The sequence below is a fragment of the uncultured Microbacterium sp. genome, from assembly GCF_963524805.1.
GTDB lineage: Bacteria > Actinomycetota > Actinomycetes > Actinomycetales > Microbacteriaceae > Microbacterium.
Map to the genome: position 1 here is coordinate 24,153 of NZ_CAURGG010000013.1, position 24,354 is coordinate 48,506.

The 24,354-nt window shown below is 70.3% G+C and carries 24 protein-coding genes and 1 tRNA gene; 16 read left to right on the top strand and 9 right to left on the bottom strand.

Annotated elements, in window-relative coordinates; genetic code table 11:
• Positions 1-7: 7 nt before the first annotated feature.
• From RWQ91_RS16635 to RWQ91_RS16645, 3 genes are all read right to left on the bottom strand, one after another.
• Complete coding sequence (locus RWQ91_RS16635; protein WP_314508243.1) at positions 8-958, bottom strand: ABC transporter permease; 951 nt, start codon at positions 956-958, stop codon at positions 8-10.
• Complete coding sequence (locus tag RWQ91_RS16640; protein ID WP_314508244.1) at positions 955-2,466, bottom strand: ABC transporter substrate-binding protein; 1,512 nt, start codon at positions 2,464-2,466, stop codon at positions 955-957. Before RWQ91_RS16640 ends, RWQ91_RS16635 begins: the two co-directional genes overlap by 4 nt.
• A gap of 142 nt (positions 2,467-2,608) precedes the next feature.
• Positions 2,609-3,547, bottom strand: a complete 939-nt coding sequence (locus RWQ91_RS16645) for an alpha/beta hydrolase (RefSeq protein WP_314508246.1) — start codon at positions 3,545-3,547, stop codon at positions 2,609-2,611.
• A 55-nt stretch (positions 3,548-3,602) separates the two neighbouring features.
• Here RWQ91_RS16645 and RWQ91_RS16650 point away from each other — a divergent pair, with 55 nt between their 5' ends.
• From RWQ91_RS16650 to RWQ91_RS16665, 4 genes are all read left to right on the top strand, one after another.
• Positions 3,603-4,112, top strand: coding sequence for a carboxymuconolactone decarboxylase family protein (locus tag RWQ91_RS16650; protein ID WP_314508248.1), 510 nt, complete (start codon positions 3,603-3,605; stop codon positions 4,110-4,112).
• On the top strand, positions 4,109-4,837 hold the full coding sequence (locus RWQ91_RS16655; protein WP_314508249.1) for a tyrosine-protein phosphatase: 729 nt from the start codon (positions 4,109-4,111) through the stop codon (positions 4,835-4,837). Before RWQ91_RS16650 ends, RWQ91_RS16655 begins: the two co-directional genes overlap by 4 nt.
• A 69-nt stretch (positions 4,838-4,906) precedes the next feature.
• Positions 4,907-5,371, top strand: coding sequence for an SIP domain-containing protein (locus RWQ91_RS16660; protein ID WP_314508250.1), 465 nt, complete (start codon positions 4,907-4,909; stop codon positions 5,369-5,371).
• A 124-nt stretch (positions 5,372-5,495) separates the two neighbouring features.
• Positions 5,496-5,807: a hypothetical protein gene (locus RWQ91_RS16665; protein ID WP_314508252.1), complete on the top strand. Its 312-nt coding sequence runs from the start codon at positions 5,496-5,498 to the stop codon at positions 5,805-5,807.
• A 54-nt stretch (positions 5,808-5,861) separates the two neighbouring features.
• Here the strand turns inward: RWQ91_RS16665 and RWQ91_RS16670 are convergent, their stop codons facing one another.
• The 4 genes from RWQ91_RS16670 to RWQ91_RS16685 form a co-directional block, all read right to left on the bottom strand.
• A complete protein-coding gene (locus tag RWQ91_RS16670) occupies positions 5,862-6,320 on the bottom strand; it encodes a Fe-S oxidoreductase (RefSeq protein ID WP_314508254.1) in 459 nt (152 codons plus the stop codon).
• Entirely contained in the window at positions 6,317-7,138 is an 822-nt protein-coding gene (locus RWQ91_RS16675) for an arginase family protein (RefSeq protein ID WP_314508256.1), read from the bottom strand. The genes RWQ91_RS16670 and RWQ91_RS16675 overlap by 4 nt, the downstream gene beginning before the upstream one ends.
• A gap of 92 nt (positions 7,139-7,230) precedes the next feature.
• Positions 7,231-7,992 carry a PspA/IM30 family protein gene (locus tag RWQ91_RS16680; protein WP_314508258.1) on the bottom strand — a complete coding sequence of 254 codons (762 nt, stop codon included), beginning with the start codon at positions 7,990-7,992 and terminating at the stop codon, positions 7,231-7,233.
• A gap of 66 nt (positions 7,993-8,058) precedes the next feature.
• Positions 8,059-10,098, bottom strand: coding sequence for a TPM domain-containing protein (locus tag RWQ91_RS16685; RefSeq protein WP_314508260.1), 2,040 nt, complete (start codon positions 10,096-10,098; stop codon positions 8,059-8,061).
• A 154-nt stretch (positions 10,099-10,252) separates the two neighbouring features.
• Here RWQ91_RS16685 and RWQ91_RS16690 point away from each other — a divergent pair, with 154 nt between their 5' ends.
• The 4 genes from RWQ91_RS16690 to RWQ91_RS16705 all read left to right on the top strand — a co-directional run bounded on the left by RWQ91_RS16690 (position 10,253) and on the right by RWQ91_RS16705 (position 14,106).
• A complete protein-coding gene (locus RWQ91_RS16690; protein WP_314508262.1) occupies positions 10,253-11,086 on the top strand; it encodes a DUF3097 family protein in 834 nt (277 codons plus the stop codon).
• Positions 11,087-11,201: 115 nt separating this feature from the next.
• A complete protein-coding gene (trmB, locus tag RWQ91_RS16695) occupies positions 11,202-11,867 on the top strand; it encodes a tRNA (guanosine(46)-N7)-methyltransferase TrmB (RefSeq protein WP_314508289.1) in 666 nt (221 codons plus the stop codon).
• Positions 11,864-13,150 (top strand): MFS transporter, encoded by a 1,287-nt coding sequence (locus RWQ91_RS16700; RefSeq protein WP_314508264.1) that lies wholly within the window; start codon positions 11,864-11,866, stop codon positions 13,148-13,150. The genes trmB and RWQ91_RS16700 overlap by 4 nt, the downstream gene beginning before the upstream one ends.
• Before the next feature lie 44 nt (positions 13,151-13,194).
• The gene (locus RWQ91_RS16705; RefSeq protein ID WP_314508266.1) at positions 13,195-14,106 is read left to right on the top strand and encodes a CPBP family intramembrane glutamic endopeptidase; all 912 of its coding nucleotides are present in this window, start codon (positions 13,195-13,197) and stop codon (positions 14,104-14,106) included.
• 347 nt (positions 14,107-14,453) lie between these two features.
• Here RWQ91_RS16705 and RWQ91_RS16710 read toward each other — a convergent pair.
• Both RWQ91_RS16710 and RWQ91_RS16715 read right to left on the bottom strand, forming a co-directional pair.
• Positions 14,454-14,526 (bottom strand) — tRNA-Arg (locus RWQ91_RS16710).
• 43 nt (positions 14,527-14,569) lie between these two features.
• Positions 14,570-15,406, bottom strand: coding sequence for an SGNH/GDSL hydrolase family protein (locus RWQ91_RS16715; protein WP_314508268.1), 837 nt, complete (start codon positions 15,404-15,406; stop codon positions 14,570-14,572).
• Between the two features lie 90 nt (positions 15,407-15,496).
• Here RWQ91_RS16715 and RWQ91_RS16720 point away from each other — a divergent pair, with 90 nt between their 5' ends.
• The 8 genes from RWQ91_RS16720 to RWQ91_RS16755 form a co-directional block, all read left to right on the top strand.
• Positions 15,497-16,378 carry a transglutaminase family protein gene (locus RWQ91_RS16720; protein ID WP_314508270.1) on the top strand — a complete coding sequence of 294 codons (882 nt, stop codon included), beginning with the start codon at positions 15,497-15,499 and terminating at the stop codon, positions 16,376-16,378.
• Positions 16,379-16,419: 41 nt separating this feature from the next.
• Positions 16,420-18,087 carry an arginine--tRNA ligase gene (gene argS / locus RWQ91_RS16725; RefSeq protein ID WP_314508272.1) on the top strand — a complete coding sequence of 556 codons (1,668 nt, stop codon included), beginning with the start codon at positions 16,420-16,422 and terminating at the stop codon, positions 18,085-18,087.
• Between the two features lie 6 nt (positions 18,088-18,093).
• Positions 18,094-18,912, top strand: coding sequence for a DUF2993 domain-containing protein (locus RWQ91_RS16730; protein ID WP_314508275.1), 819 nt, complete (start codon positions 18,094-18,096; stop codon positions 18,910-18,912).
• 154 nt (positions 18,913-19,066) lie between these two features.
• Complete coding sequence (gene lysA, locus RWQ91_RS16735) at positions 19,067-20,506, top strand: diaminopimelate decarboxylase (RefSeq protein ID WP_314508290.1); 1,440 nt, start codon at positions 19,067-19,069, stop codon at positions 20,504-20,506.
• Positions 20,503-21,825 carry a homoserine dehydrogenase gene (locus RWQ91_RS16740; RefSeq protein WP_314508276.1) on the top strand — a complete coding sequence of 441 codons (1,323 nt, stop codon included), beginning with the start codon at positions 20,503-20,505 and terminating at the stop codon, positions 21,823-21,825. The genes lysA and RWQ91_RS16740 overlap by 4 nt, the downstream gene beginning before the upstream one ends.
• 2 nt (positions 21,826-21,827) lie before the next feature.
• Positions 21,828-22,904: a threonine synthase gene (thrC, locus tag RWQ91_RS16745; protein WP_314508277.1), complete on the top strand. Its 1,077-nt coding sequence runs from the start codon at positions 21,828-21,830 to the stop codon at positions 22,902-22,904.
• A complete protein-coding gene (gene thrB / locus RWQ91_RS16750) occupies positions 22,901-23,848 on the top strand; it encodes a homoserine kinase (protein ID WP_314508279.1) in 948 nt (315 codons plus the stop codon). Before thrC ends, thrB begins: the two co-directional genes overlap by 4 nt.
• A 159-nt stretch (positions 23,849-24,007) precedes the next feature.
• The coding region (locus tag RWQ91_RS16755) for a hypothetical protein (protein ID WP_314508281.1) at positions 24,008-24,354 on the top strand (347 nt) is incomplete at its 3' end.

Genomic DNA, 24,354 nt, shown 5'->3' on the forward strand with positions numbered 1-24,354 from the left:
GACGCGCTCATGTCGCCTCCCGCTGCCGAGGATCGATCACCCGATGCACGAGGTCGACGACGAAGCCGACGATCAGGACGAAGCCGGTCAGCGCGAGCAGCTCGCCTTGGACCTTGGGCAGGTCGCGCGCCTGCACATCCGCCACCAGCATCCGTCCGATGCCCGGCAGGGAGAAGAGCTGCTCGATGACGACGGCTCCGACGATGATGCCGGCGACCTGCAGCCCCAGCACGGTGATGACCGAGAGCCCCACGTTGGGCAGCCCGTGCCGGATCAGCGCGGCGTTGCGGGTGAGCCCCTTGGCGGCTGCGGTGCGCACGTAGTCCTGATCCACCGCCTGCAGCGTCGCGCTGCGCACGAACCGCAGCAGCATCGCGCCCTCGACGATGCCGATCGTCAGCGCGGGCAGCAGCAGCGACCGGAACGCGGCGGCCGGGTCGCCCCAGCCTGCACGGGGAAAGCCCTGCGCGGGCAGCCAGCCGAGCCACACCGCGAACACGACGACGAACATCATGCCCGCCCAGACGACCGGAACAGCCGCGAGGGTCTGGGCGCCGACACTGAGCGCGGTACCGCCGGACCGCCCCCGCCGCATGGCGGACACGACGCCGAGCGGCAGGCTGAACAGCAGCGCGATCGTCAGCGCCATGATGCCGAGCGGAACCGTCACCTGCGCCTTCTGCGAAAGCTCGGACAGGACGCTGGAGCCGTTCTGCAGCGATGTGCCCAGATCGCCCCGGAAGACCCCGCCGATCCATTCGAGGTACTGCACCGGCAGCGGCACGTTCAAGCCCAGTCGGTCGCGGATCGCCTCGACCTGCTCGGGGCTGCTGTTGGTCCCGGCGATGACCTGGGCGATGTCTCCGGGAAGCACTCGGAGGGTGAGGAAGATCAGCACGCTGGCGACGAGCAGCCCGAGCAGGAGCAGGGCCGTTCGTGTCAGCGCGTAGCGGATCACCCGTTGCTCTTGGCGAGTTCTGCGAGGTTCAGGCGTTCGTTGACGTTGATCGAGGGCAGCCCCGTCAGGTTGGTGCCGACCGCGACCACCGAGGCGCCGTTGTACAGCCAATCGCCCGCGGCGTCCTCGGAGACGATCCGCGCCGCCTGGGCGAGCAGGTCGGCCGCCTCGGCCTCATCGGTCGCGGCCAGGGACTGCGCGTACAGGTCCTGCACTTCCGGGTTGTCGTAGGTGAAGTAGTAGTCGGGGTTGGCCCAGTTCTCGAAGTCGTGCGCTTCGGTGTGCAACACGAAGCTGAGGTCGTAGTCCTTGTTGACGTAGACGTCGTTCAGCCAGGTCGGGAAGTCGACGGAGTTGACCTCGAGGGTGATACCGACCTCGTTCAGATCCGACACGAGGATCTGGGGGATCGTCGTGGAGTAGAAGCTCGGGATCGTCAGCTGGAGGGTCAGATCCTCGACGCCGGCCTCGGCCAGCAGCGCCTTGGCTGCTTCGGGATCGTAGGGGGCGACATCCGACAGGTCCTCGTAGCCGGGATCGAGCTCCGGGATGGGGCCGTACTGGGTCTGACCCGAGGCGAGCGCCTCGATGAAGGCGTCGTGATCGATCGCCTGGCGGATCGCCTGGCGGACGCGCTTGTCGGCCAGCGGGCTGCCCGGAGCCTGGTTGAAGGCCAGGGTGCCCTTGTCGGTGGAGGCGCCGAGAACGAGGGCGAAATCGCCGGTCGCTTCGATCTGCTCCTTCAGGTTCGCGTCGAACCCGGTGACCGCATCGACCTCGCCCGCGAGGGCGGCGTTGAGGGCCGCCTGATTGTCGGGGATGTAATCGAAGACCACCTCGGCGACCTTCGCCTGGTCGCCCCAGTAGTCGGCGTAGCGCTCGAAGGTGATGCTGTCGCCCTGCTTCCAGCTGGCCAGGGTGAACGGGCCCGTGCCGTTCGCCTTGGTCTGGTAATCGACGGTGTCGCCCTCCTTCAGGATCAGCCCGGCGCGGCCGGTGAGGTTCCAGAGCAGGCTCGAATCCGGCTGCGTGAGCGTCAGCGTGATCTCCTGACCGTCGGCGGTGATCGACGCGACGTTCGCGAGCCGGCTGGAATCGCTCCACTCAGCCGTGTCCTTGCGTGTCTGGAGGGACCACACCACGTCCTGGGGCGTCAGCTCCTGGCCGTCGTGGAAGGTGACGCCTTCGCGCAGCGTGAAGGTGTACGTCAGGCCGTCGTCGGAGACCTCCCAGTCCTCCGCGAGGGCCGGCACGATGTCCTGCTCGGGGGTTCGCGAGACGAGCCCCTGGTAGATGTTGTCGACCAGGATCTGATCCAGCGCGGCACCGGAGGTCTGACGGATGTCCAGGTTGCCCGGCTCCAGCACGAGACGGATGATCGCCGACGCATCGGCGTCGGGCTCCGCGGTCGTCGACGGCGTGGGAGCGGACCCGCCCGTGCACGCGGTGAGCAGAAGCGCTCCCGCGGCGAGAAGTGCGGTGGCGGCAAGGGCGGTACGGCGGAACATGGGGGTCCTTTCGGAGAATCATCCGATGCTGTTCGGATGCCTCGGGCGGGCGACTCCGAGCGTCTCAGGTCGGTCCGATAGTCCAGCCTAGAGAACCGCGGCAGGTGCCCATGCGCCCGGTACACGGAACGCAACAGAAGCGTTAACCCTTCCCGGCCAGGGTTCGAAGGCGTGCGCCGAGCTGCAGCGGCTGTTCCTCCTGCACATTGTGGCCGGAGGAGACGACCTCGATGGATGCCGCCGGCACGCGTTCGTGGAACTCGGCGGCGTTCGCGTCGGTGACGTAGCCGCGGTCTCCGCGGATGAGCGCGATCGGGGCGGCGACGGCGCCGAGGTCGTCCCAGCCCGTCAGCGAGAGCACACCGGCCACGGCATCCTGCTGCGACGCCGCCGCCGCGGCCAGCGCGGGGGAGGCGGCCATCGCGGCGGCCAGGTGTGCGAAGTGGTGCTTCCACTCGAAGCGCCCGTCGGGCCGCATCCGCGAGTTGAGGAAGACGCCCCGCTCCGCGGCCTTGCGCGTCCCTCCCAGCCCGAACGCCAGCGCCCGGTCGACCATCTCGTCGCGTGTCGCCCAGTCGGTGGGGCCCGCGAAGAACTCCCGGATCTGCGTGGGGCCGGCGTTCGGGTCGACTCCGGGGGTGATGTCGATGACGACGAGCCCGCGGACGAGGTCCGGATCGGAGGCCGCGACCGCCGCCGCGGTGAGGCCTCCGAGAGACTGCCCCACGAGCAGCTGAGGCTCCGCGGTCCACGTCCGCATGCCGGTCGCGACGTCCGGCGCGAGCGTGCGACCCGTGTATTCGAGGTCGGAGCGCCACGAGGAGTCGCCGTGGCCGGGCAGATCGATCGCCAGCGCCGGGAGCCCCAGCGCGAGGATAGTGGTGTCCCACGTGTGCGCGTTCAACCCGGCACCGTGCAGGAAGGTCACCTGCGGCGGAGCGTCGCCGTAGCGCAGGGCGCTCAACTCGCGCCCGTCCTCCAGGGTGAGGGTCACGCGCTTGCCGCGGGGGATCGGGGCGTCGATGCCGGTGTCGGCGGCCTGGTCGGCAAGGAAGGAGAACTCGTCGCGGGGTTCGCTCACCCTGACATTCTGCCCGGTCCGTTCCGCGCGGGATGCCGCTGGGTACGCTGGATGCATGAGCGAACCCGCCCGTGTGCACCTGTCGAAATCCGCGCCGGAGATCTACAAGGCGCTCGCCGCCTTCTCCAAGACCGTCGGCGTGGTCGCACAGGAGGCGGGCGTGGACGACCGGCTCAAGGAGCTCGTGCAGATCCACGCCTCTCAGCTGAACGGCTGTGCGTTCTGCGTGCGCGTGCATGTGGAGCGCGCCACGAAGGCCGGCGTCACCGCGGACGAGATCGCCCAGCTGCCGGTCTGGCGGGAGTCCCAGGTGTTCTCCGAGCGCGAGCAGGCCGGCCTGGAACTCGCGGAGTGCTTCACGTTCATCTCGGAGGACGGGGTTCCCGAAGAGGTCTACGACCGGGTCGGCGGCATCCTGAGCGAACGGGAGTATGTCGGCATCAGCTGGATACTCATCGCGATCAACGCCTTCAACCGCGTCGCGATCGCGGGCCGCTACAGCGTTCCGCCGCGCGATGACCTCGACCGAGAGGACCGCGACGCCGCTTCGGGCGCGGCGTGGTGAGCACGCCCCTCGATCCCGTCGTCCCCGGAGCCGTCAACTTCCGCGACGTGGGCGGCCTGCCGGCCGGTTCGTCCCGGACGAGACGGGGCGTGCTCTACCGCTCCGGCAATCTCGCGCAGCTCGACGAAGCGGGCGTCGCCGCGCTGAGTGAGCTCGGCATCCGTCGCATCATCGATCTGCGCGCTGACGACGAGGTGGCGCACGCGCCCAGCAGGGTGCCGGGCCTGACCGTGCACACCCAGCGTGTGCCGCTCTTCCTCGGATCGGTCGCGTCGTTCTTCGCCGACGACATCACCCTCGAGGAGATGTATCGCCGGCTGGTCGAGGATTCCGCAGACCGAGTGGTGGACGTCGTGCGCGGGATCATCGCGGAGCAGCCCACCCTGGTGCACTGCACGGTGGGAAAAGACCGTACGGGCGTGACGGTGGCGATCGCCCTCTCGGCGGCAGGAGTGGACGCCGAGGCGGTCATCGCCGACTACGCGCGCACCGAGGAGCTGCTGCCGAAGTGGCGCAACGCGCGGGTCGTCGAGAAGCTCCGGTCGATGCATCCCGAGGCCCGTCATCTGGAGGACCTCGCCACGCGGTCGCCCGCACCGGTGATGCGCGAGATGCTTCGGCGTCTCGATGCTCGCTACGGATCGACGGCCGGATACCTTCGCGCCCACGGCATGCGGGAAGAGGAACTGGTCGCATTGCACCGCGCGCTCATCGCCGCCGCCTGATCCCCGCCACGCGCTCTCACGGCGGAAGCAAGGTTAGGCAACCCTTCCTTCCGCTATAGTGAGAGCGTCATGTCCCACACCAGCGAGCACAACTCATCAGCCTGCCGCGCCTCCCGGCACACGCGCGTGCAGCACCTGATCACGGCTGACGAGTCCTCGCTCGCCGAGCTCGAGGCACTGCTGGCGACGCTGCCGATCTGCTCGACCGGGCGGGTGTTCGTGGAGGTGCCGGATGCCGGGTGGCAGGGCGACCTGCAGGTGCCCGGCCGCATGGTCCTCACCTGGCTCGACCGCGCCTCGCGCAGCGGCGCGCCCGGATCGGGGCGCGACTGCGCGCCCGGGGAGGCCCTCGCCCGCGCGGTGACCGCCTGGGCCGACGAGATGCTCTGCGCAGATGACGACCACACGCGCATCCACCTGCTGGGCGGCTACCTCGGCACGGCCGACATCGTCGATCACCTCACATCTCGCAGTGGAGTCGCCCCTGATGCGATCCACACCCCCGCGCGCTTCGGGCTCTCCACCGCGCGCTGAGCAACCCCGCGCGGGGTGGTCTCTTGTCCTCGCTTTGCGCCGGTGCTAGAAATGCGGCAGTCGACTTCTGGGGGACCGACAGCGGGCGGGTTGGGGCGCGCCGACGTTTGCAATTGGAGTGGCTATGAAGAAATTGATCGCGGGCGCGGCCATCGGTGCACTACTGGTGCTGGGTTCCGCTGGCTCGGCCTTTGCAGGTGAGCGCGGGGGAAACGGCGAGGGAACGGAGGGCCCCAGCCACGCGAACTCGCTGTGCGTGTATTCAGGGCTCGAGGACTTCGACTTCAAGGCGCCGGTGCAACCGGGCGTGGTGCAGAACTGGGGTCACACTCCGAAGGAGCTCCGAGACCAGATCAGCGTGACGGGAGCGGCGAGAGTCGCCTTCGGACCTGACGAAGAAGGCTGCAACGCGCACCTCTACGGAATCAAGCATTAGGCCGAGCGGTCGACCTGAAACGGCGCGGCGGGCCATCCGGCCTTCCGCGCCGTCTCAGGGCTCGCGCCGCGCACGCGGAACGTAGTTGCCGTCCTCGAGGCCCGCTTCGATCTCGAAACGATTTCGGAGCGGGTCCCGGCCGGCCGCCAGGTAGAGCACCGGCATCAGGAACCCGTACCGCCGCCACTGCCGGGCATGGACCGCTTCGTGGGCCAGCACGCGATCGGTGACCATTTCGTCCCCGGTGAGATAGCAGCCGCCCACGCACACTCCGCCGCGCCGGAACGCCCAGCGCGGCATCCCGCGGAAAACCCACAGTCCTTCGCGCTTCTCGACGCGTCCGGTGCTCCAGATCGACCCCCACAGCCAGCCCACCGCGGTGCCGTAGAGGTAACCGGCGCGGCTCAGCGGTGAGTCCAGGAAGGGCAGGAAGCGGTCGGCGCGGCGCCCGCGCTCCACCGCGCGATCGGCCGCTTCGCGCCACCCCGTGGGGGGAGTCGGGATCGGGCTCACGCCAGGGCTCCCACGATCCGCAGGATGGTCCCGAGGTCGTCCACCGCGGCCGCCGGCGACGGCGGTGCGAAGCCTGTGATGCTCGAACCGACCAGCGGCAGCGCCGCGCGCACCCGGGAGATCGAGGCCAGCAGGTCGGCCAGCGAGACGCCGAAGGGGACGGATGCCGTCACGCCGCTCATCGCCGCCGGATCCAGCACATCGAGGTCCACGTGGATGTAGACGGCGGAGGCTCCGGTCGCCGCCACGGCGGACGCGAGGGCATCCGGGTCGGCGAGCTGGGCGGCCTCGACGGTGGTCAGCCCCAGCGCAGTGGCGGCATCCTCTTCGGCCGGCTCATACTCTCGGGCGCCGGCGAGCACCACTCGGTCGTTCGACACGCTGCCCGCCACGAGGGCGAGCCCGTCGGCTCCCTCGCCCAGCACGGCGCGCAGGGCCATGCCGCTGAAGGCCCCCGACGTCGAGGAGGCGGGGGTGTGCAGATCCGGGTGGGCGTCGAGCCAGACCACCGCGAGATCCGGATGCCGCTGCACGGCGTGCCCGATCGCGGCGACGGCCACGCCGCAGTCTCCGCCGACCAGGATCACGGGCTCGGCGATCGGCGCGAGCTCGAGGTCGACGAGCTCGCGCGTGCGTCGCAGCGTGCTGAAGCGGTGCACGCCGGTCCCCAACTCCTCACCGGCTTCGAGCGGGATGTCCACGGTCGTGCACGAAGCCCGCGGGAGGTCGCCGGCGATCGCCTGCGCTCCGTCGATGAGCTGCATCGCGCGCGAGGACGGCGAGCCCTGCCACTGGGGGACGATCACGAATCGGGCCATCCCCACATCCTGCCCCACGGGCCGTGGTGTGCAGTCATGGGAAGCACGAAACGGGCGGAGACCGCGAGGTCTCCGCCCGTTCGGGGTGAGGGCTACGGCGTGTACGGCGCCGTCGGGGCGTCGATCGCCTGCTGCGCAGGGGCGCCGCCCGCCTTCAGCTCGGCGAGCCTGGCCTCGACTTCGGTCAGCTCGCCCATGTCCTCGAGGCTGTTGAACTGCGCGTCGAGGCTCGACGCGGCCAGTTCCTCCTTGCCCGCGGCAAGGGCCTCCTGGCGGCGCACCTTGTCCTCGAACCGGCCGAGCTCGCTGGTGGGGTCCATGACGTCGATCGACTTGACCGCGTCGTGCACCTTGTTCTGCGCCTCTGCGGTCTTCGAGCGCGCCAGGAGTTCGCTGCGCTTGCTCTTGAGCTGCTCGAGCTTCTGCTTCATGCCGTTGAGGCCGTCTTTGAGCTTGGCGACGACCTCGGTCTGCGACTCGATGGTGGGCTCGACGGCCTTCGCCTCGCGCTCCGAGCTGATCTGGCGCTGGAGGGCGATCTTGGCGAGGTTGTCGAACTTGTCGGCGTCCGGCGTACTTCCCGCCGATCGCAGCTGGTCGGCCTTCTTGCTGGCGGCGAGGGCCTTGTTGCCCCACTCGGCCGCTTCCTGCACGTCCTCCTCGTGGTCGCGCTCGAGCAGTCGCAAGTTGCCGATCGTCTCGGCGATCGCGGACTCGGCGTCCGCGATGCTGTTGGTGAAGTCGCGGACGAGCTGGTCGAGCATCTTCTGAGGATCCTCGGCGGAGTCGAGCATCGAGTTGATGTTCGCCTTCAAGAGGGTAGAGATGCGACCGAAGATGGATTGCTTGGCCATCCGGGTTTCCTTCCTATCGGTGGTTGGGTACGGGTGTTGTGGTGCGACGGTGCGGCTCGGTGATGATCAGAATCGGCCACCTCCACGGCGTCCGCGCGTGCCGCCGCCGCCGAAGCTGCCGGGGCTCATACGTCCTCCTCCGCCGCCGCCGAGCATTCCGCCGAACCCGCCCGAAGAGCCGCCGAGACCCCCTCCGCCGCCTCCTCCGAGCAGGGAGTTGATCACGATTCCGCCCAGCACGGCGCCCAGCATCCCGCCACCGCCGCTGTTGCCGCCGCCGCCGAGCATGCCGCTCGAGCCCGGGCCGGGGAAGGCGCTCACGTCGTTCTGCGCGTACTGGATGGCCTGGCCGGCGAGCTGGTTGGCGCGTTGCGCATACTGCAGCGCCTGCTGCGGGTTCGCCGTCTGCAGTTGCTGCGCCTGCACGAGCGCCGCGCCGGCCTCGGCCAGCCGCGTGCGGGCCTCGGCGCCGATCGCCCCGCGCCGAGAGACGATGTAGTCCTCCGCGGCCGATACCTGAGCCTGGGCCTGCAGGATCTGCTGACCGATCATCTGCTGGGCGCGTTGAGCCTGGGCCGCGGCATCCCGCACGCCGCTCACGACGCCGTCGATCTGGGCGTTGGCGGCCTCGAGTCCCTGCAGGGTGTGCAGCGGCCGGCGGGCAGCCCCTGCCAGGTTCGCCCGCGCGGCGTCCACCTGCTGGCGGGTGGCGGCGATCGCGGCGGCCACGCGCCCGTCCGCATCGGGCAGCGCCGATGCTGCGGCGATGTCGGCTTCGAGCTCGGTGATCAGGTCCGTCGCGGAGCTCTGCGCCTCGGCGAGGTCGCGCCCCAGTTTGTCGATCGCCTCTTGCAGGAGCACCGCCTGGCCGACCGCCTCCTCCGCCGCCTTGATGCTCACGGCGGCCTCGCCGCCCTTGCCCGCGCCGATCGCGTCCTCGGCTGCGGACAGCTGGCCGTCGGCGAAGGCGATGCGCTGTCGCGCCTGCTCCGCGTTGTCGATGACCGTCGCGAGCGCTTCGGGTGCGTAGGCGGCGGAGAGGGCGCCCAGCTGCGCGTCGGCTTCGTCGATGGATGCCGCCGCTCGAGTGCGCTGGTCGTGCACACGGGCCAGCGACTCGGGTGCATTCTGCTCGAGCCGCCGCAGCTCGTCGAACGCCGCTGCCTTCTCATCGAGGCCTGTGTTCGCCTGCTCGCACAGCCGGATGATCTCCGTGCTCCAGGCGCGGATCTGCTCGTCTGTGTCCGCGGTGGCGTCATCGAGCTGCTGCTTCAGGGTGAAGGCGTGGTTGAGGTCGTCTCGGGCCGCCTGCAGGGCCTGCTCGAACTCCACGGTCGCCGCATCCCCGAACTGCGCCTTGGCGAAGCCGAGCTCCTGCTCGCTCGTGCGCACCGCGTCGTCGGTCTCCACGAGCGCGGAGGACGCCCGGTGCCCCAGTTCCTCGAGACTGATCTGCTCGACCGGCTGACCGCTGGGCGCAGCGCCGCCGACCTTCTTCCGACGGCGACGGACGAGCACCACGACGACGATCACGGCGATGGCGGCGATGATCAGGAAGATGATCAGGCCGAACGGGACGCCGCTGGAGGCCGTGCCGGTGCCGCTGCCCGAGCCGGCACCGGCGGCCTCCTGCAGACCGTCGGCGGCAGCATCCACCGCTCCGAGCCAGTCCTCGGCGGCCAGCTGCGGCTGGATCTGCTGCTGCTCGATCGTGCTGAGCTGCTCGGGCGTGACCGGGCCGGCCGAATCGCCGGACAGGTAGTACTGGCGTGAGCCGACGGCGACGGCCAGCAGGTACTGCGTGGGGCCGAGCCCGTTGACCTCCGCCGTCGTATTCGCCCACTCCTCGGCGCTGGACGGGTCGGTGAACTCGTCGACGTACACGACCCAGAGATCCAGGCCGGAGTCGGCCTTCAGCTGCTCCAGGCGGGCCTGGGCCTGCGCCTCCTCGCTCGTGGAGAGGGCGTCGACGTCATCGAGCACATAGCCCGAGCCGAGCGTCACCGGAGTCGTGGCCGACGCGGCTCCGGCCGAGCCCAGCGCGAGCACCGTTGCGAGGACGGCGCCCAGAGCCGTGGTGAGCGCCGGTGCCCATCGCGCACGCATCGTTCCCCTCCTCGGGGATGCGCAGTGCAGGCCCCGAAGATCGAGTCTATGGTGGCCGGGCGGGACCGCGGTAGGACTTTGCGGCCCGCGCCCATGGGCGGGTCGCACCGCCCGCAGGCGCCTCGCCGGGTAGCGTGTCGAGCTCGGAGGAGCCATGGATGATCGGTACGGCACGGACGTGCTCGCAAGCGGCTGGCGCACGCAGGGGCGTCCGACCGTGCCGCGGATCGAGGCAGTCCCCGGCCTGGTGGTCGAGGTCGCGGCGGACGGGTACTGCGGCGCCGTGATCGGTGTCGCCTCGGGGCTGGTCGAGCTCGAGGACCGCGTCGGTCGTCGTCGGCTGTTCCAGCTCGGGCCGGGTTTCCTCGTGGACGGTGCCGATGTCGTCCTGGTCGTGACGACGGCCGCGCCGGCCCGCGCGCCGAAGCGGACGGCATCCGGATCGTTCGCGGCGCCCGAGGCCCGCGCTCGTGTCGCCCGCGCCAGCCGCATCCTCGTGGAGGGCAAGCACGACGCCGAACTGGTCGAGAAGGTGTGGGGGGACGATCTGCGCGCCGAGGGCGTCGTCGTGGAGTTCCTGCAGGGCATCGATCTGCTCCCAGCTGCGCTCGATGCGGAGCCGCCTTCCGCCGAGCGGCGCTACGGCGTGCTGGTGGACCATCTGGTGCCCGGCTCGAAGGAGACCCGGATCGCCGAGGCGATCGAGCGCGGTCCGCACGGGCGGCACATCCGCATCGTGGGGCACCCGTACGTCGACGTCTGGCAGTGCGTCACGCCGAAGGCGATGGGTATCGCGCGGTGGCCGGACGTGCCGCGCGGCACCGACATCAAGGTCGGCACGTGTCGCGCGCTCGGCTGGCCCGCCGAGACGCCGGCGGATCTCGCCCGCGCCTGGCAGCGCATCCTGGCCCGCGTCTCGAGCTACCGGGATCTGGATCCCGCGCTCCTCGGGCGGGTCGAGGAACTCATCGACTTCGTCGCCGACTGAGCCAGCATCCAGCGAGGGCGGCGGTCGTGAGGGGCCCGCTCGTTAGCCTGGAGGGGTGTCCGAACCCGCTGCCTTCCGCGATCGCCCCGTGTCCTTCGTCCGCCGCAACGGGCGGATGACCGACGGGCAGGAGCGCGCATGGAGCGACCTGGCGCCCCGATATGTGCTGGAAGCGCCCCGTGACGAGGCGGCCACGAGTGTGCGTCCGGGCGCCGCGGTGACGCTCCGCGAGGTCTGGGGCCGGGACGCCCCGCTGATCGTCGAGATCGGATCCGGACAGGGCCACGCCATGATCCACGCGGCCACTGCTCGGCCGGAGACGAACTTCCTCGCCGTCGAGGTCTTCACCGCCGGCCTCGCGCGCACGATGCTGGGTGCGGAGCGTGCGGGGCTCGAGAACCTGCGGCTCGTCGAGGCGAACGCGCCCGAGGTGCTCGAGCACCTGCTGCCTCCGGCATCCATCGACGAGCTGTGGGTGTTCTTCCCCGATCCGTGGCACAAGAACAAGCACACCAAGCGGCGGCTGCTGACCCCCGAGTTCGCGACGATCGCGGCACAGGCGGTGCGTGACGGGGGTGTGCTGCGTCTGGCCACCGATTGGGAGCAGTACGCGCGCCAGATGCGCGAGGTGCTGGATGCCGCGCCCGAGTTCGCGCGATCGTTCCAGGGACCGTGGGCCGAGCGGTTCGAGGGGCGCGTGCTCACGGCTTTCGAGCGCAAGGGCGCGCGCGCCGGCCGCGCCATCCGCGATCTGACGTACGAGCGGCGCGACCGAGGATGACCGAGCCGGAGGTCGCGACGCCGGGCGATCCCGATCGTCTCCGGCTGCTGCGGCCGCTCGCGCACCGCGACTTCCGGGCGCTGTTCAGCGCCGTGGTCCTGTCGATCTTCGCCGCCGGCATGTGGGCCGTCGTGATGGTCTACGCCGTGATCGGCGCGGGCGGGGGGCCGCTGGAGCTCTCCCTGGTCGCGGCCTCGAACGCGACGGGACTGCTGCTGTGCGCGATCCCCGGCGGCATCGTCGCCGACCGCGTGTCGCGTCGGCTGATCGTGCGGGCGGTCTCGCTCACCGACTTCCTCGCGATCACGTCGGTCGTCGTGGTGGGAGCGACCGGTCGCCTCGGCATCCCGCAGCTTGCCATCGTCGCCTTCGTGCTCGGCGCGGGTGCCGGATTCTTCTTCCCCGCCTACAGCGCGATCCTGCCGCGCATCCTGCCGCCCGAGCAGCTGCTCGCCGCGAACGGCCTGGAGGGAGCCATCCGGCCCGGCCTTCAGCAGGCCGCCGGTCCGGCCGTCGCGGGGCTGCTGGTGGCGGCTCTGATCCCGGCGCACGCGGCGATCGTGATCGCGATCGCGCACGGGGCGGCATTCGTGATCCTGCTGTTCCTCCGACCCGAGCCCGAGAGCGCCGGTGCCGAGCATGCCGACGCATCCACGCGGACGGTTTTCCACGACCTGCGCGAGGCGGTCCTTTTCACCGTGCGCACGCCGTGGCTGCTGTGGACGCTGCTGTACGCGACCCTCTGGGTGCTGGTCGCGGTGGGCCCGGAGGAGGTGCTGCTGCCGTTCCTCATCCGCGCCAGGATCGGCGATGATCCGCGACTGTTCGGGTTCCTGCTGGCCGTGTACGGGGCCGGGGGAGTGCTCGGGTCGATCTTCGTGTCCTCCCGCAAGCTGCCACGGCGCTACCTGACGACGATGAACCTCGTGTGGGGACTCAGCACGCTGCCGTTCATCGTCGTGGGGTTCACCGACCAGTACTGGATGCTGCTGGCGTCGATGTTCGTGATCGGATTCGGGTTCAGCTACGGGAACGTCATCTGGGGCACGCTCCTGCAGCGGCGCGTTCCGCGGCACATGCTCGGTCGCGTCTCGAGCCTGGACTTCTTCGTCTCTCTCGCCCTGATGCCGCTGTCGATGGCGCTCGCCGGGCCGCTCTCGGAAGTGCTGTCGCTGCAGGTGATCTTCACGGCAGCCGGTGTGCTGACTCTCGCGTTCGGCATCATCGCGATCTTCGCCGCGCGCATGCCCCAGGACGAGATCGCCCATCCGCTGAGCGACTGACCCGGCCCCGATCGACCGCGAGGCGCTCGCGGCGGTGCGGCAGAATGAGGAGCGTGCCCGCCCATCCCGCCGTCGTGCTCGGCATCCGCCCGACGGTCTCGATCGGCCTGGTTCCTGCCCTGCTCGTCTGCCTGGCCGCTCCTGCGTTCTTCGTCCTGCGGCTGCCGTGGCTGGCGTGGGCGCTGCTGGCGGCCGGGATGCTCGTGGCCTGGATGGTGCGCGGACGCACGGATGCCGAGGCGCAGGCGGCGCGCGCGTCGGTGAGCGCGGCACCCGGCGCTGTCGCGATCCGCACCCCCAGCCTCGTCCGCGATCTTTCGCTCATCACGGTCGGGCTGCTCATCGTCAGCACCATCGACCTGAAAGCCGAACTGGACAACCTGGCGTTCCTGCGCTTCACCCTCGCGCTCGGCGGTGCGGTGGTCGTTCCGTACGTCGTGTCACGGTTCGTGTACCGCGATCATGCGATCCGCTTCCCGTGGCGCGGCGGCGGGCGCTGGACCGCGTTCCAGTGGACCTGGCTGTTCGCCGTGCTCGCACTGGGCTGGCTGATCCTGCCGTTCTACTTCATCACCTCCGGGGTGTACATGAACTGGCCCGTCGTGAACACGCCGGAGCTGATCGCGCGCCTGTTCGTCGGCGTGGGCGCCGTCGGCATCTGGGACGAGCTGTTCTTCATCTGCATCGTCTTCACGCTGCTGCGGCGGCACTTCCCCGACTGGCAGGCGAACCTGCTCCAGGCGACGGTGTTCGTCTCGTTCCTGTGGGAGCTCGGATACCAGGCGTGGGGTCCGCTGCTGACGATCCCCTTCGCGCTCGTGCAGGCGTACATCTTCAAGCGCACCCGGTCGCTGACCTATGTCGTCACGGTGCACCTGCTCTTCGACGCCGTGGTGTTCCTGGTGCTGGTGCACGCGCACAACCCCGGCGTGCTGGACGGGCTGTTCCTGCTCTGACCCCTCTTCGTCCGTCACCGATGTACGCGGAACGCCCCTCGCGCCGTGCACGGGTGACGGACGAACAGGGCGGGGAATCTTCACCTTCACGTACATGGTGAAGCGACTTGCGCAGGAACCCTTGACGAGGCTGCGGCGATGAGTATCTTTGGTCCTGCGAAGCGATAACGGAAACGAAACGGACCCGCAAGGGAACGGGACACAGAGACCAAGAATCGCCAATGATCGGCCCGGGGCTTCGGCTCCGGGCCGATCTTACTTTCGGGCGGCGCCCCGAACGCGATCGCTTGCGGGAGCGACGCCGGAGACGCAGAAGGCCGCCCCTCGCGGGACGGCCTCAGCGTCAGTGCCCCCGACTGGAATCGAACCAGCGACCTTTGGTACCGGAAACCAACGCTCTATCCCCTGAGCTACGGAGGCGTACCGATCGAGGTTATCACCCGCTCCGGCGGGCGATTGCGCATCACGGAAGCGGCGAGGACCCGTCGTGCGGGGCGTCGGCGACAACGGTCGTGGTCTGGCTCAGGGGAGCCAGGGCCTCCGCCAGCCGGCTCGCGAGATACGCGTGACCGGCGGTCGAGGGGTGGTAGCGGCCGATGGCCGTGTCGATGACACCGGCGTAGTTCTCCGGAGTGATCCACCCCTCGCCGATCGGGGAGATGTACCACCAGCCGCGGGCGGCGGCCAGAGCGGACAGGTCCGCGTCGATGCGCGCGGTCGCCTCCTCGACGGGCAGCACCTGGGGCGCCGGCCCGAGCACGACGATGGATGCCGACGGGTAGAGCGCGGCCAGGGCGTCCCACGCGGCGGTCACGGCGTCGCGATAGCCGGTGGCAGGCAGCCGCCGGTCGTTGATGGATCCCTCGATGATGATCAGATCCGGTTCCAGCGCGGGATCCAGGGCGGTGATGCGGTCGCCGTACGAGCCGCCGTCGAGGCCCGGCTTGAGGTAGCCGCTGCCCCGCACTCCGTCCACCGTGGTCTGCCACCCCAGACGCTGTCCGATCACGTACGCATAGCCGAGGGTCGGCAGGGCCGCCGCCGACCCGTACGTCCACGAGTCGCCGAAGATCAGCACCTGCGGCGCATCCGGCAGGGCGAGCGCCGTGGGTGCGATCACGGCGGGAGCGGCATCCTGCGCCACGGCCGCGACGGGCGCCGGGGGCACTGCCCACGGCCGTATCGCCGCCAGTGCGCACACCGCCGCGATCGCCAGAGCCGCGATCGCGAGAGGCCAGAAGCGGCGACCCCGGCGCGACCGCACGGGCGCGCTCGGGGGTGCGGTCTCGGGTGCGGTCACGGTCCGAGGGTAAGCGAACTTTTCCCGTGCACCGAATGCGCGGCCGCGGCGTGGAGATCGGCACCCGATCGCGCGTGCGAGGATACTTCGGTGCAACGCGTCGTGACCGCCGAACTGGACCTCGAACTGGGGTCTTCCGTCGACCTCATCTTCCAGGTCGCCGCGGCCCAGCACGTGCCGATCGTGAGCGAGGAACTGACCTTCACCCAGGGCGAGCGCGTCTACACCCCGACGGAGATCGTCGACCAGTCCGGAAGCCGTCTGCACCGCCTGACCGGCGAGGCCGGCAGGCTCGAGGTGCGGTACGAGGCCACCGTCGACGGCCAGACCACGAGCGGCCGCACGAGCGACCTCGAGGCGATCACCTACCTGCGTCCGAGCCGGTACTGCCAGTCCGACGAAGTCTTCGGTCAGGCGCGCCGCCAGTTCCGCGGTCTTCAGGGCCACGAGCTCATCGAGGCGGTGTCGGAGTTCGTCGCGACCAGCACCACCTACACCCCGGGCCTGAGTCAGGGCACCGACAGCGCGGTCACGACCCTCATGACCGGCCAGGGCGTCTGCCGCGACTACGCGCATGTCGTCATCTCGCTGCTGCGCGCGATGGACATGCCGGCCCGCTACGCCGCGTGCTACGCCCCCGGCCTTCAGCCGATGGACTTCCACGCGGTCGCGGAGGCCTACCACGACGGCGCCTGGTACGTCATCGACGCGACGCGCTTGGCGAACCGCCGCTCACTCGTGCGCATCGCCACGGGCCGGGACGCCGCCGACTGCGCGTTCCTCAGCTACCACGGCGGGCACGTCGGCCTGTCGCACATGCGCGTGGACGCCTGGGTCATGCCCGACGCCGCCTCGGAGGATGGGCTCGAGGGAGATGGCCGGCCCGACGCGCTCGAGCGCGCCGTGAACGAGGGGGACTCGGCATCCGACCCCGCAGCCGACGACTTCACGACGCTGATCCAGCTGGCCTGAGAACGGGTCCGCCAGGTCTGCAAACGTAGACTGGTGCGGTTATGAATCCCGAAGAACTCTCCGCCGCCCTGCTCGCCGTCGTGACGCCTCTCGCCGAGGCGCGACGCGAGGGATCGACGGCAGAGCTCTCCGTGTCGGATCTGCCCGTGGAGCGGCCCAGGAACCGTGACCACGGCGACTGGTCCTCGAACGCCGCGCTCAAGCTCGCCAAGGTCGTCGGAGCGAATCCGCGCGAGCTCGCCGTCGAGATCGCGAAGGGACTCGAGGCGACGCCGGGTGTCGCGAGCGTGGAGGTCGCCGGACCCGGCTTCATCAACATCAGGCTGGATGCCGCCGCCGCAGGCTCCCTGGCGAAGACCATCGTCGAGGCGGGTGCGGCTTTCGGCACGAACGAATCGCAGCGCGGCAACTCGATCAATGTGGAGTTCGTCAGCGCGAACCCGACCGGACCGCTGCACATCGGTCACACGCGCTGGGCGGCGCTGGGCGACTCGATCGCGCGGCTGCTGTCGGCAAGCGGCGCGACCGTCGCCCGCGAGTTCTACATCAACGACGCCGGCGCGCAGATGGAGCGGTTCGGCCGCACGGTCCTGGCTGCGGTCAAGGGCGAACCGACGCCGGAGGACGGCTACGCCGGTTCGTACATCCAAGACCTCGCGCGGCGCGTGTCGGAGGCGGCTCCCGATCTTCTCGAACGGGATGCGGACGCCCAGCTGATCGCCGCGCGCGATCTGGCCTACGACTTCCAGCTCGGAGAGCTGCAGGCCTCGCTCGCGAAGTTCCATGTGCACTTCGACGTCTGGTTCTCCGAGCGCACACTGCACGCCGCCGGTTCGGACGGTGAGCCGAGCCTGGTCGACGAGGCCGTCGACCGACTGCGGGCGCAGGGTCACGTCTTCGACGACGACGGCGCCGTGTGGGTGCGCACCACCGACTTCGGCGACGACAAGGACCGGGTGATCCGGCGCTCGAACGGCGAGTACACCTACTTCGCCGCCGACGCCGCCTACTACCTCAACAAGGGCGACCGCGGATTCGCGCACAAGATCTACCTCCTGGGCGCGGACCACCACGGATACGTGCACCGGCTGAAGGCCCTCGCCGGGGCCGCGGGCGACGACCCGGAAAAGGACATCGAGGTGCTCATCGGGCAGCTCGTCTCCATCAACGGCGCCCGGCTTTCCAAGCGTGCGGGCAACATCATCGAGATGGACGACCTGCGCGAGTGGCTCGGCACGGACGCGCTGCGCTACTCGCTCGCGCGCTATCCCGCTGACTCGCCGCTCACCCTGGACCCGGAGCTGCTGCGCAAGCGCACGAACGACAATCCGGTCTTCTACGTGCAGTACGCCCACGCGCGCACCCACAACGTGGGGCGCAACGCCGAGGCATCCGGCGTCGATCGCAGCGCCTTCGCCCCGGAGCTGCTCGCCCATGAAACCGAGTCGGCGCTGCTGGGGGCACTGCAGGAGTTCCCCCGCATCGTCGCGTTCGCGGCCGAAGTGCGCGAGCCGCACCGGGTGGCGCGCTACCTCGAAGAGCTCGCCGGGCTCTACCACCGCTGGTACGACAACTGCCGGGTGATCCCGCTCGGCGACGAACCGATCGGCGACGTGCACCGCACCCGCCTGTGGCTCAACGACGCGACCGGTCAGGTGCTGCGCAATGGGCTCGACCTCCTCGGCGTGGACGCGCCCGAACGGATGTAGGACGCGATGACCACGAGCGAGACCCAGCCGACGCAGCCGCTGCCGCCCGCTGCCGACACGCGTTCCCCGCGGAAGCGCCGCCGCGTCTGGCCGTGGATCGTCGCGCTCGTCGTCGTGGCGGGCCTTGCTGTCGGCGCCTGGTTCGCGGGGGAGTGGATCGCGCGGGATGTCGTGACCAAGACGATCCGTGAACAGGTCATCACGCAGCTCGCCCTGCCGGCCGACCAGCAGGTGGATGTCGTGGTCAAGGGCGCCGTGCTCCCGCAGCTGATCGTCGGCACGCTGCAGGATGTCACCATCGCCTCCGACGACGTGCAGCTGCAGTCGTTCGCAGGCGATGTCACCGTCCACGCTCAGGACATCGCCATCCGCGGAGAATCCGGCGGGGGAACCGCCACGGCGACGGTGGTCCTCGACGAGGAGCAGCTGCGCACCCTGCTCTCGACCGTGCAGAACTTCCCGGTGGAATCCCTGGGACTGGCGGCCCCGAACCTCGCGTTCTCGAGCGAGCTCAGCCTGTTCGGCATCACCCTTCCGGTCGGCGTCGCGCTCACGCCGAGCGCGGCTGAGGGCGACATCGTGCTGACCCCGGCCTCGGTCCAGCTCGCCGGGACCGACATCTCGGCGGCCGACCTGAAGACCCGGTTCGGAGGGCTGGCCGACACCGTGCTGCGGGACTGGACGGTCTGCATCGCCCAGTACATTCCGGCCGGGGCCACGCTCACCGCCATCGAGGTCACCGGTGACGAGGTCGTCGCCGACCTGGACATCTCGCCCGCGATCGTCACGGATCCGGCGCTGCAGGAAGTGGGCACCTGCGAGTGACCGCCGGCGCCGCATCGCGGTACGGCATATGCCGTGCCCTAGACTTCTGGGGACCGCTCGGCGCGTGAGTGCACCGCTGCCGCGGCACCCGCGCTTCGCCCAGGCCACGCCCGCAGCAGTCGCGTCGAAGCACCCATTCCACGATTGGTCCGAGTTGTCCGCCTCCACCTCGCTCGCCCCGGACTGGCTCCTGCCCCCGGACGATGCGAACGCGCTCGCCGCAGGCGTGTGGCCGGCATCGGCGGATCGCGACGACGACGGCGTGCTGTCCATCGCGGGAGTGTCCGCGTCGCAGCTGCGTCACGAGTTCGGCACTCCGCTGTACGTCATCGATGAGGACGAGGTCAGAGCCCATGCCCGCGGAGCCCTCGCGGCCTTCCGCGCGGCCGTCGAACCCCATGGCGTCCAGGCGCGCGTTTATTACGCCGGCAAGGCGTTCCTGTGCTCCGAGGTTGTGCGCTGGGTCACCTCCGAGGGCCTGGCGGTCGACGTCTGCACGGGCGGCGAACTGGCTGTCGCCCTGGCTGCGGGCGCGGACCCCGCCCGCCTCGGCTTCCACGGCAACAACAAGAGCGTCGTCGAACTCGAGAACGCCGTCGGCGTCGGCGTCGGGTCGATCGTGATCGACAGCTGGGCGGAGCTGGACCGGCTCACGGCGATCGTCGAACGCGCCGGGGCCACGCAGGCCGTGCTGGTCCGCGTGAACAGCGGGGTGCACGCCGAGACCCATGACTTCCTCGCCACCGCCCACGAGGACCAGAAGTTCGGCTTCACGCTCGAGCAGGCTCCCGCGGTGGTCGCGCGCATCCGGGAGACGGCGGGGCTGCGCTTCGTCGGCCTGCACTGCCACATCGGCTCGCAGATCTTCGGCACCGCCGGATTCCGCGAATCGGCCGCCCGGACCGTCGCCCTCCACGCCGGGCTGCTCGAGGGCGGCGAGATCCCCGTGCTCAACCTGGGCGGCGGGTTCGGCATCGCCTACACGTCGGCGGATGACCCCACGCCGATCGACGAACTGGCGACGGGCATCGTCACGGCTGTCGCCGACGAGTGCGCGGCGCGCGGCATCCCGATGCCGAATCTCGCGTTCGAACCCGGCCGTGCCATCGTCGGCCGCGCCGGTGTCACCCTCTACGAAGTGGGCACGACCAAGCCGGTCGAGCTCGAGGGCGGAGCCCAGCGCCTGTACGTGAGCGTCGACGGCGGCATGAGCGACAACGCCCGGCCCGCCTTGTACGGCGCCGACTACTCGGCCCGCATCGCCTCGCGCACGAGCGACGACGCCCCGGCCCTGGTCCGCGTCGTCGGCAAGCACTGCGAGTCGGGCGACGTCGTGGTCGACGCGGAGTACCTGCCCGGAGATGTCGCGCCGGGCGATCTGCTCGCTGTCGCCGCGACGGGCGCCTACTGCTTCTCGCTCGCGAACACCTACAACTACGTGCCGCGTCCGCCCGTCGTGGCGGTGCGCGACGGGCGGGCCCGTGTGATCGTGCGCGGCGTCGGCATCGACGACCTGCTGGCCCAGGATGCCGGCCTGGACGATCGTCGGGCTGTGCCGAGGACTTCTGCCCAGACAATCGAGGGAGCCGAATGATCGACTACCGCCGCCTGAGAGTGGCGCTGCTGGGCGCTGGAGCCGTGGGCTCGCAGGTCGCCGCGCTGCTGCTGAAGCACGGGGACGAACTCGCCGACCGCGCCGGGGCCGCTCTCGAGCTCGTCGGGATCGCCGTCCGCGACCTCGACGCGCCGCGGGAGGCCGACCTGCCGCGCGAGCTCTTCACGACGGATGCCGAATCCCTCATCGTCGGAGCGGACATCGTCATCGAGCTCATGGGCGGCATCGAGCCGGCCAAGACGTATCTCCTCCAGGCGATCAACTCCGGGGCGGATGTGGTGACCGCCAACAAGGCGCTGCTGGCGACCCATGGGCCTGAGATCTTCGACGCCGCCGACCAGGTCGGAGCGCAGGTCTACTACGAGGCGGCGGCCGCCGGCGCCATCCCCATCATCCGGCCCCTGCGCGACTCCCTCGCCGGCGACCGCGTGCGCCGGATCATGGGCATCGTCAACGGCACGACGAACTACATCCTCGATCGCATGGACACCGAGGGGGCCGAGTTCGGCGACGTGCTCGCCCAGGCGCAGGACCTCGGATACGCCGAGGCGGACCCGACGGCGGATGTCGAGGGCTTCGACGCCGCGCAGAAGGCCGCGATCCTCGCGAGCCTGGCGTTCCACACGACGGTGCCCCTGGATTCGGTGCACCGCGAGGGCATCAGCTCGATCGACAAGACCGCGATCGACGCCGCCCGCCACGCCGGCTACGTCATCAAGCTCCTCGCCGTGTGCGAGCGGCTCGCGGCGGAAGCGGACGACACCCCCGAGTCCATCTCGGTGCGCGTGTACCCGGCGCTCATCCATCGCGACCATCCGCTCGCGAGCGTGCACGGCGCGAACAACGCGGTGTTCGTCGAGGCCGAAGCGGCCGGCAACCTGATGTTCTACGGAGCGGGAGCCGGCGGCGTGCAGACCGCGTCGGCGGTGCTGGGCGATGTCGTCTCAGCGGCCCGCCGCCACATCGCCGGCGGCGTCGGGGTCGGCGAGTCCACCCGGGCGAACCTCCCCATCGTCCCGATCGGGCGGGTCACGACCCGCTACCAGATCACGCTCGAGGTCGACGACCAGCCCGGCGTGCTCGCGACGGTGGCCGGCATCCTGAGCGACGGCCGCGTCTCCATCGCGACCGTCGAGCAGACCGTGATCGAGGATCCCGCCCTCGGGGTCCCGGTGGCTCGCCTCGTGATCGGCACCCACAAAGCCCGTGAGCAGGACCTCAGCGACACCGTGGATCGACTCGCCGCCAGCGGCGTGGTCGAACGGGTCGTCTCGGTGCTGCGCGTAGAAGGAGATTGACCATGGCACACGTTTGGCGCGGAGTCCTGCGCGAATACGCCGATCGCCTCGGAGTGACCGACGCATCGACCGTCGTCACCCTCGGCGAGGGCGGCACCCCGCTTCTTCCGGCACCCGCCCTCTCGCACCGCACGGGCACCGATGTGTGGGTCAAGTTCGAGGGCATGAACCCCACCGGGTCCTTCAAGGATCGCGGCATGACCGTCGCGGTGTCCCGCGCGATCGAGCACGGGGCCAAGGCGGTCATCTGCGCGTCGACGGGCAACACGTCGGCCTCGGCTGCCGCGTACGCCGCCCACGCCGGCATCACCGCGGCCGTCCTCGTTCCCGAGGGCAAGATCGCGATGGGCAAGCTCAGCCAGGCGGTCGCGCACAACGGTCAGCTCATCCAGATCCGCGGAAACTTCGACGACTGCCTCGAGATCGCGCGGGAGCTCGCCGACCAGTATCCGGTCCACCTGGTCAACTCGGTCAACCCCGACCGCATCGACGGCCAGAAGACCGCGGCGTACGAGGTCGTCGAGCAGCTCGGCGACGCGCCCGACTTCCACTTCATCCCCGTCGGCAACGCGGGCAACTACACCGCCTACACGCGCGGCTACCGCGAGGAGGCGGACTCCGGCGTGTCCACGACGATCCCGCGCATGTTCGGGTTCCAGGCCGAGGGCAGCGCCCCGCTCGTGCGCGGCGAGATCGTCAGGAACCCCGACACGATCGCCAGCGCCATCCGCATCGGCAACCCGGCCTCGTGGGAGCTCGCCCTCGAGGCACGCGACGCGACCGACGGGTACTTCGGTGCGATCGACGACGAGCGCATCCTCGCGGCGCAGAAGCTCCTCGCGGGCGAGGTCGGCATCTTCGTCGAGCCCGCATCGGCGATCAGCGTCGCCGGCCTCCTCGACCGCGTCGAGGCCGGAATCGTCCCCCGCGGCGTGCGCGTCGTGCTCACCGTGACGGGGCACGGCCTGAAGGACCCGCAGTGGGCGCTGCGCAACGCGGACGGCACGCAGGTCGAGCCCACTGTCGTCGACGCGACGACCTCGGATGTGGCATCCGTGCTCGGCCTGGTCGCGACGTGATCGAAGCCGCGGGGCCCGATCGGGCTCGCGCCGTCGCGGTCCGGGTGCCCGCGACCAGCGCGAACCTCGGTCCGGGCTTCGACACGCTCGGCCTCGCGCTGAGCGTGTACGACGAACTCGTCGTCACGGCACTGGATGAGGACCGCGTCGAGGTCCTCGTGACCGGCGAAGGAGCGGATTCCGTCCCGCGCGATTCGTCGAACCTCGTGGTGCGCGCGATCGCCTATGCGTTCGAGGCGGCCGGCCGGCGGATGCCGGGCCTGCGGCTCGAAGCGCGCAACGTGATCCCGCACGGCCGTGGTCTGGGATCCTCCGGGGCCGCCGTCGTGTCGGGGCTTCTGGCGGCGAAGGGACTGCTCGCCGGCGACGTGGAGCTCGGCCCCGAAACGCTCCTGCGGCTCGCGACCGAGCTCGAGGGTCACCCCGACAACGTCGCGCCGGCGCTGTTCGGCGGCCTCACGATCGCGTGGGTGGACGAATCCGGCCCGCAGCACAAGAAGCTTCTCGTTCACCGGGGCGTCTCACCCCTCGTGTTCGTTCCCGAGCACACGATGTCCACGAGCGTCGCGCGCAGCCTCCAGCCGCTGCAGGTGCCTCGCGAGGACGCGGTGTTCAACGTCTCGCGCTCGGCGCTGCTGATCGCCGCGCTCACCCAGAGTCCCGAGCTCATGCTCGCCGCGACCGAGGACAAACTGCACCAGAGCTACCGGGCCCAGGCGATGCCCGAGACCGATCGGCTCGTGCAGACACTGCGCGGCGGACGCTTCGCGGCCGTGGTCTCCGGGGCCGGACCCAGTGTGCTCGTGCTCGCGGACGGACCCGGCCGGCGGCTCGAAGCTGCCGAGCTCGCGGCGCGTGCGACGGACACTCCCTGGGAGGCGCTGATGCTGGCCGTCGACTTCAAGGGTGGTACAGTGAGGGACATAACGGAGGGTTCCACGTAGCTGCGTGAATCTGGCCTCCCATCGCATTCTGCGAACACCTGCACGACCCCCCGCCTTCACAAGTCATGACGTCTGCTGAAGCGCGGCGCGGGCTGACGGCCGTTGTGGCGGACGTCTTCGGGCAGTCAAGATCATCCACACGTTTACGAGGGAGAACTCGTGGAGTCCATCTCCGAGATCCAGACCACCGACGCCACCGAGGACGAGCGCACCGACGCGCCGGAATCCACGGAGAACAGCGTCACCGACACCTCCTCCGCTGAGGAGAACGCTGCGGCCGAGGCTGTAGAGCCGGCGGCCGAGGCTGCGCCTCAGGCTGAGGCCGAGGCTGCGCCTCAGGCTGAGGTCGAGGCTGAGGCTGAGGCTGAGGCGCCGTCCGAGGTCGAGGCAGCTGCCGCGGCCGAGGCTCCGCAGGCGCAGGCCGCCGCCGAGGCGCCCGCCGACTCTCCGGTCGACGCGGCACCGGCCGCCGCTGAGGCGCCCGTCGAGCCGGCACCGGCCACGGC

Excerpts from the sequence above, each read along its gene's own strand:
- RWQ91_RS16640 (WP_314508244.1), bottom strand. The coding sequence starts at position 2,466 with ATGTTCCGCCGTACCGCCCTTGCCGCCACCGCACTTCTCGCCGCGGGA.
- RWQ91_RS16650 (WP_314508248.1), top strand. The coding sequence starts at position 3,603 with ATGAGCGAACCCGCCCGTGTGCACCTGTCGAAATCCGCGCCGGAGATC.
- RWQ91_RS16660 (WP_314508250.1), top strand. The coding sequence starts at position 4,907 with ATGTCCCACACCAGCGAGCACAACTCATCAGCCTGCCGCGCCTCCCGG.
- RWQ91_RS16665 (WP_314508252.1), top strand. The coding sequence starts at position 5,496 with ATGAAGAAATTGATCGCGGGCGCGGCCATCGGTGCACTACTGGTGCTG.
- RWQ91_RS16675 (WP_314508256.1), bottom strand. The coding sequence starts at position 7,138 with ATGGCCCGATTCGTGATCGTCCCCCAGTGGCAGGGCTCGCCGTCCTCG.
- RWQ91_RS16680 (WP_314508258.1), bottom strand. The coding sequence starts at position 7,992 with ATGGCCAAGCAATCCATCTTCGGTCGCATCTCTACCCTCTTGAAGGCG.
- RWQ91_RS16685 (WP_314508260.1), bottom strand. The coding sequence starts at position 10,098 with ATGCGTGCGCGATGGGCACCGGCGCTCACCACGGCTCTGGGCGCCGTC.
- RWQ91_RS16690 (WP_314508262.1), top strand. The coding sequence starts at position 10,253 with ATGGATGATCGGTACGGCACGGACGTGCTCGCAAGCGGCTGGCGCACG.
- trmB (WP_314508289.1), top strand. The coding sequence starts at position 11,202 with ATGACCGACGGGCAGGAGCGCGCATGGAGCGACCTGGCGCCCCGATAT.
- RWQ91_RS16700 (WP_314508264.1), top strand. The coding sequence starts at position 11,864 with ATGACCGAGCCGGAGGTCGCGACGCCGGGCGATCCCGATCGTCTCCGG.
- RWQ91_RS16705 (WP_314508266.1), top strand. The coding sequence starts at position 13,195 with ATGAGGAGCGTGCCCGCCCATCCCGCCGTCGTGCTCGGCATCCGCCCG.
- argS (WP_314508272.1), top strand. The coding sequence starts at position 16,420 with ATGAATCCCGAAGAACTCTCCGCCGCCCTGCTCGCCGTCGTGACGCCT.
- RWQ91_RS16730 (WP_314508275.1), top strand. The coding sequence starts at position 18,094 with ATGACCACGAGCGAGACCCAGCCGACGCAGCCGCTGCCGCCCGCTGCC.
- RWQ91_RS16740 (WP_314508276.1), top strand. The coding sequence starts at position 20,503 with ATGATCGACTACCGCCGCCTGAGAGTGGCGCTGCTGGGCGCTGGAGCC.
- thrC (WP_314508277.1), top strand. The coding sequence starts at position 21,828 with ATGGCACACGTTTGGCGCGGAGTCCTGCGCGAATACGCCGATCGCCTC.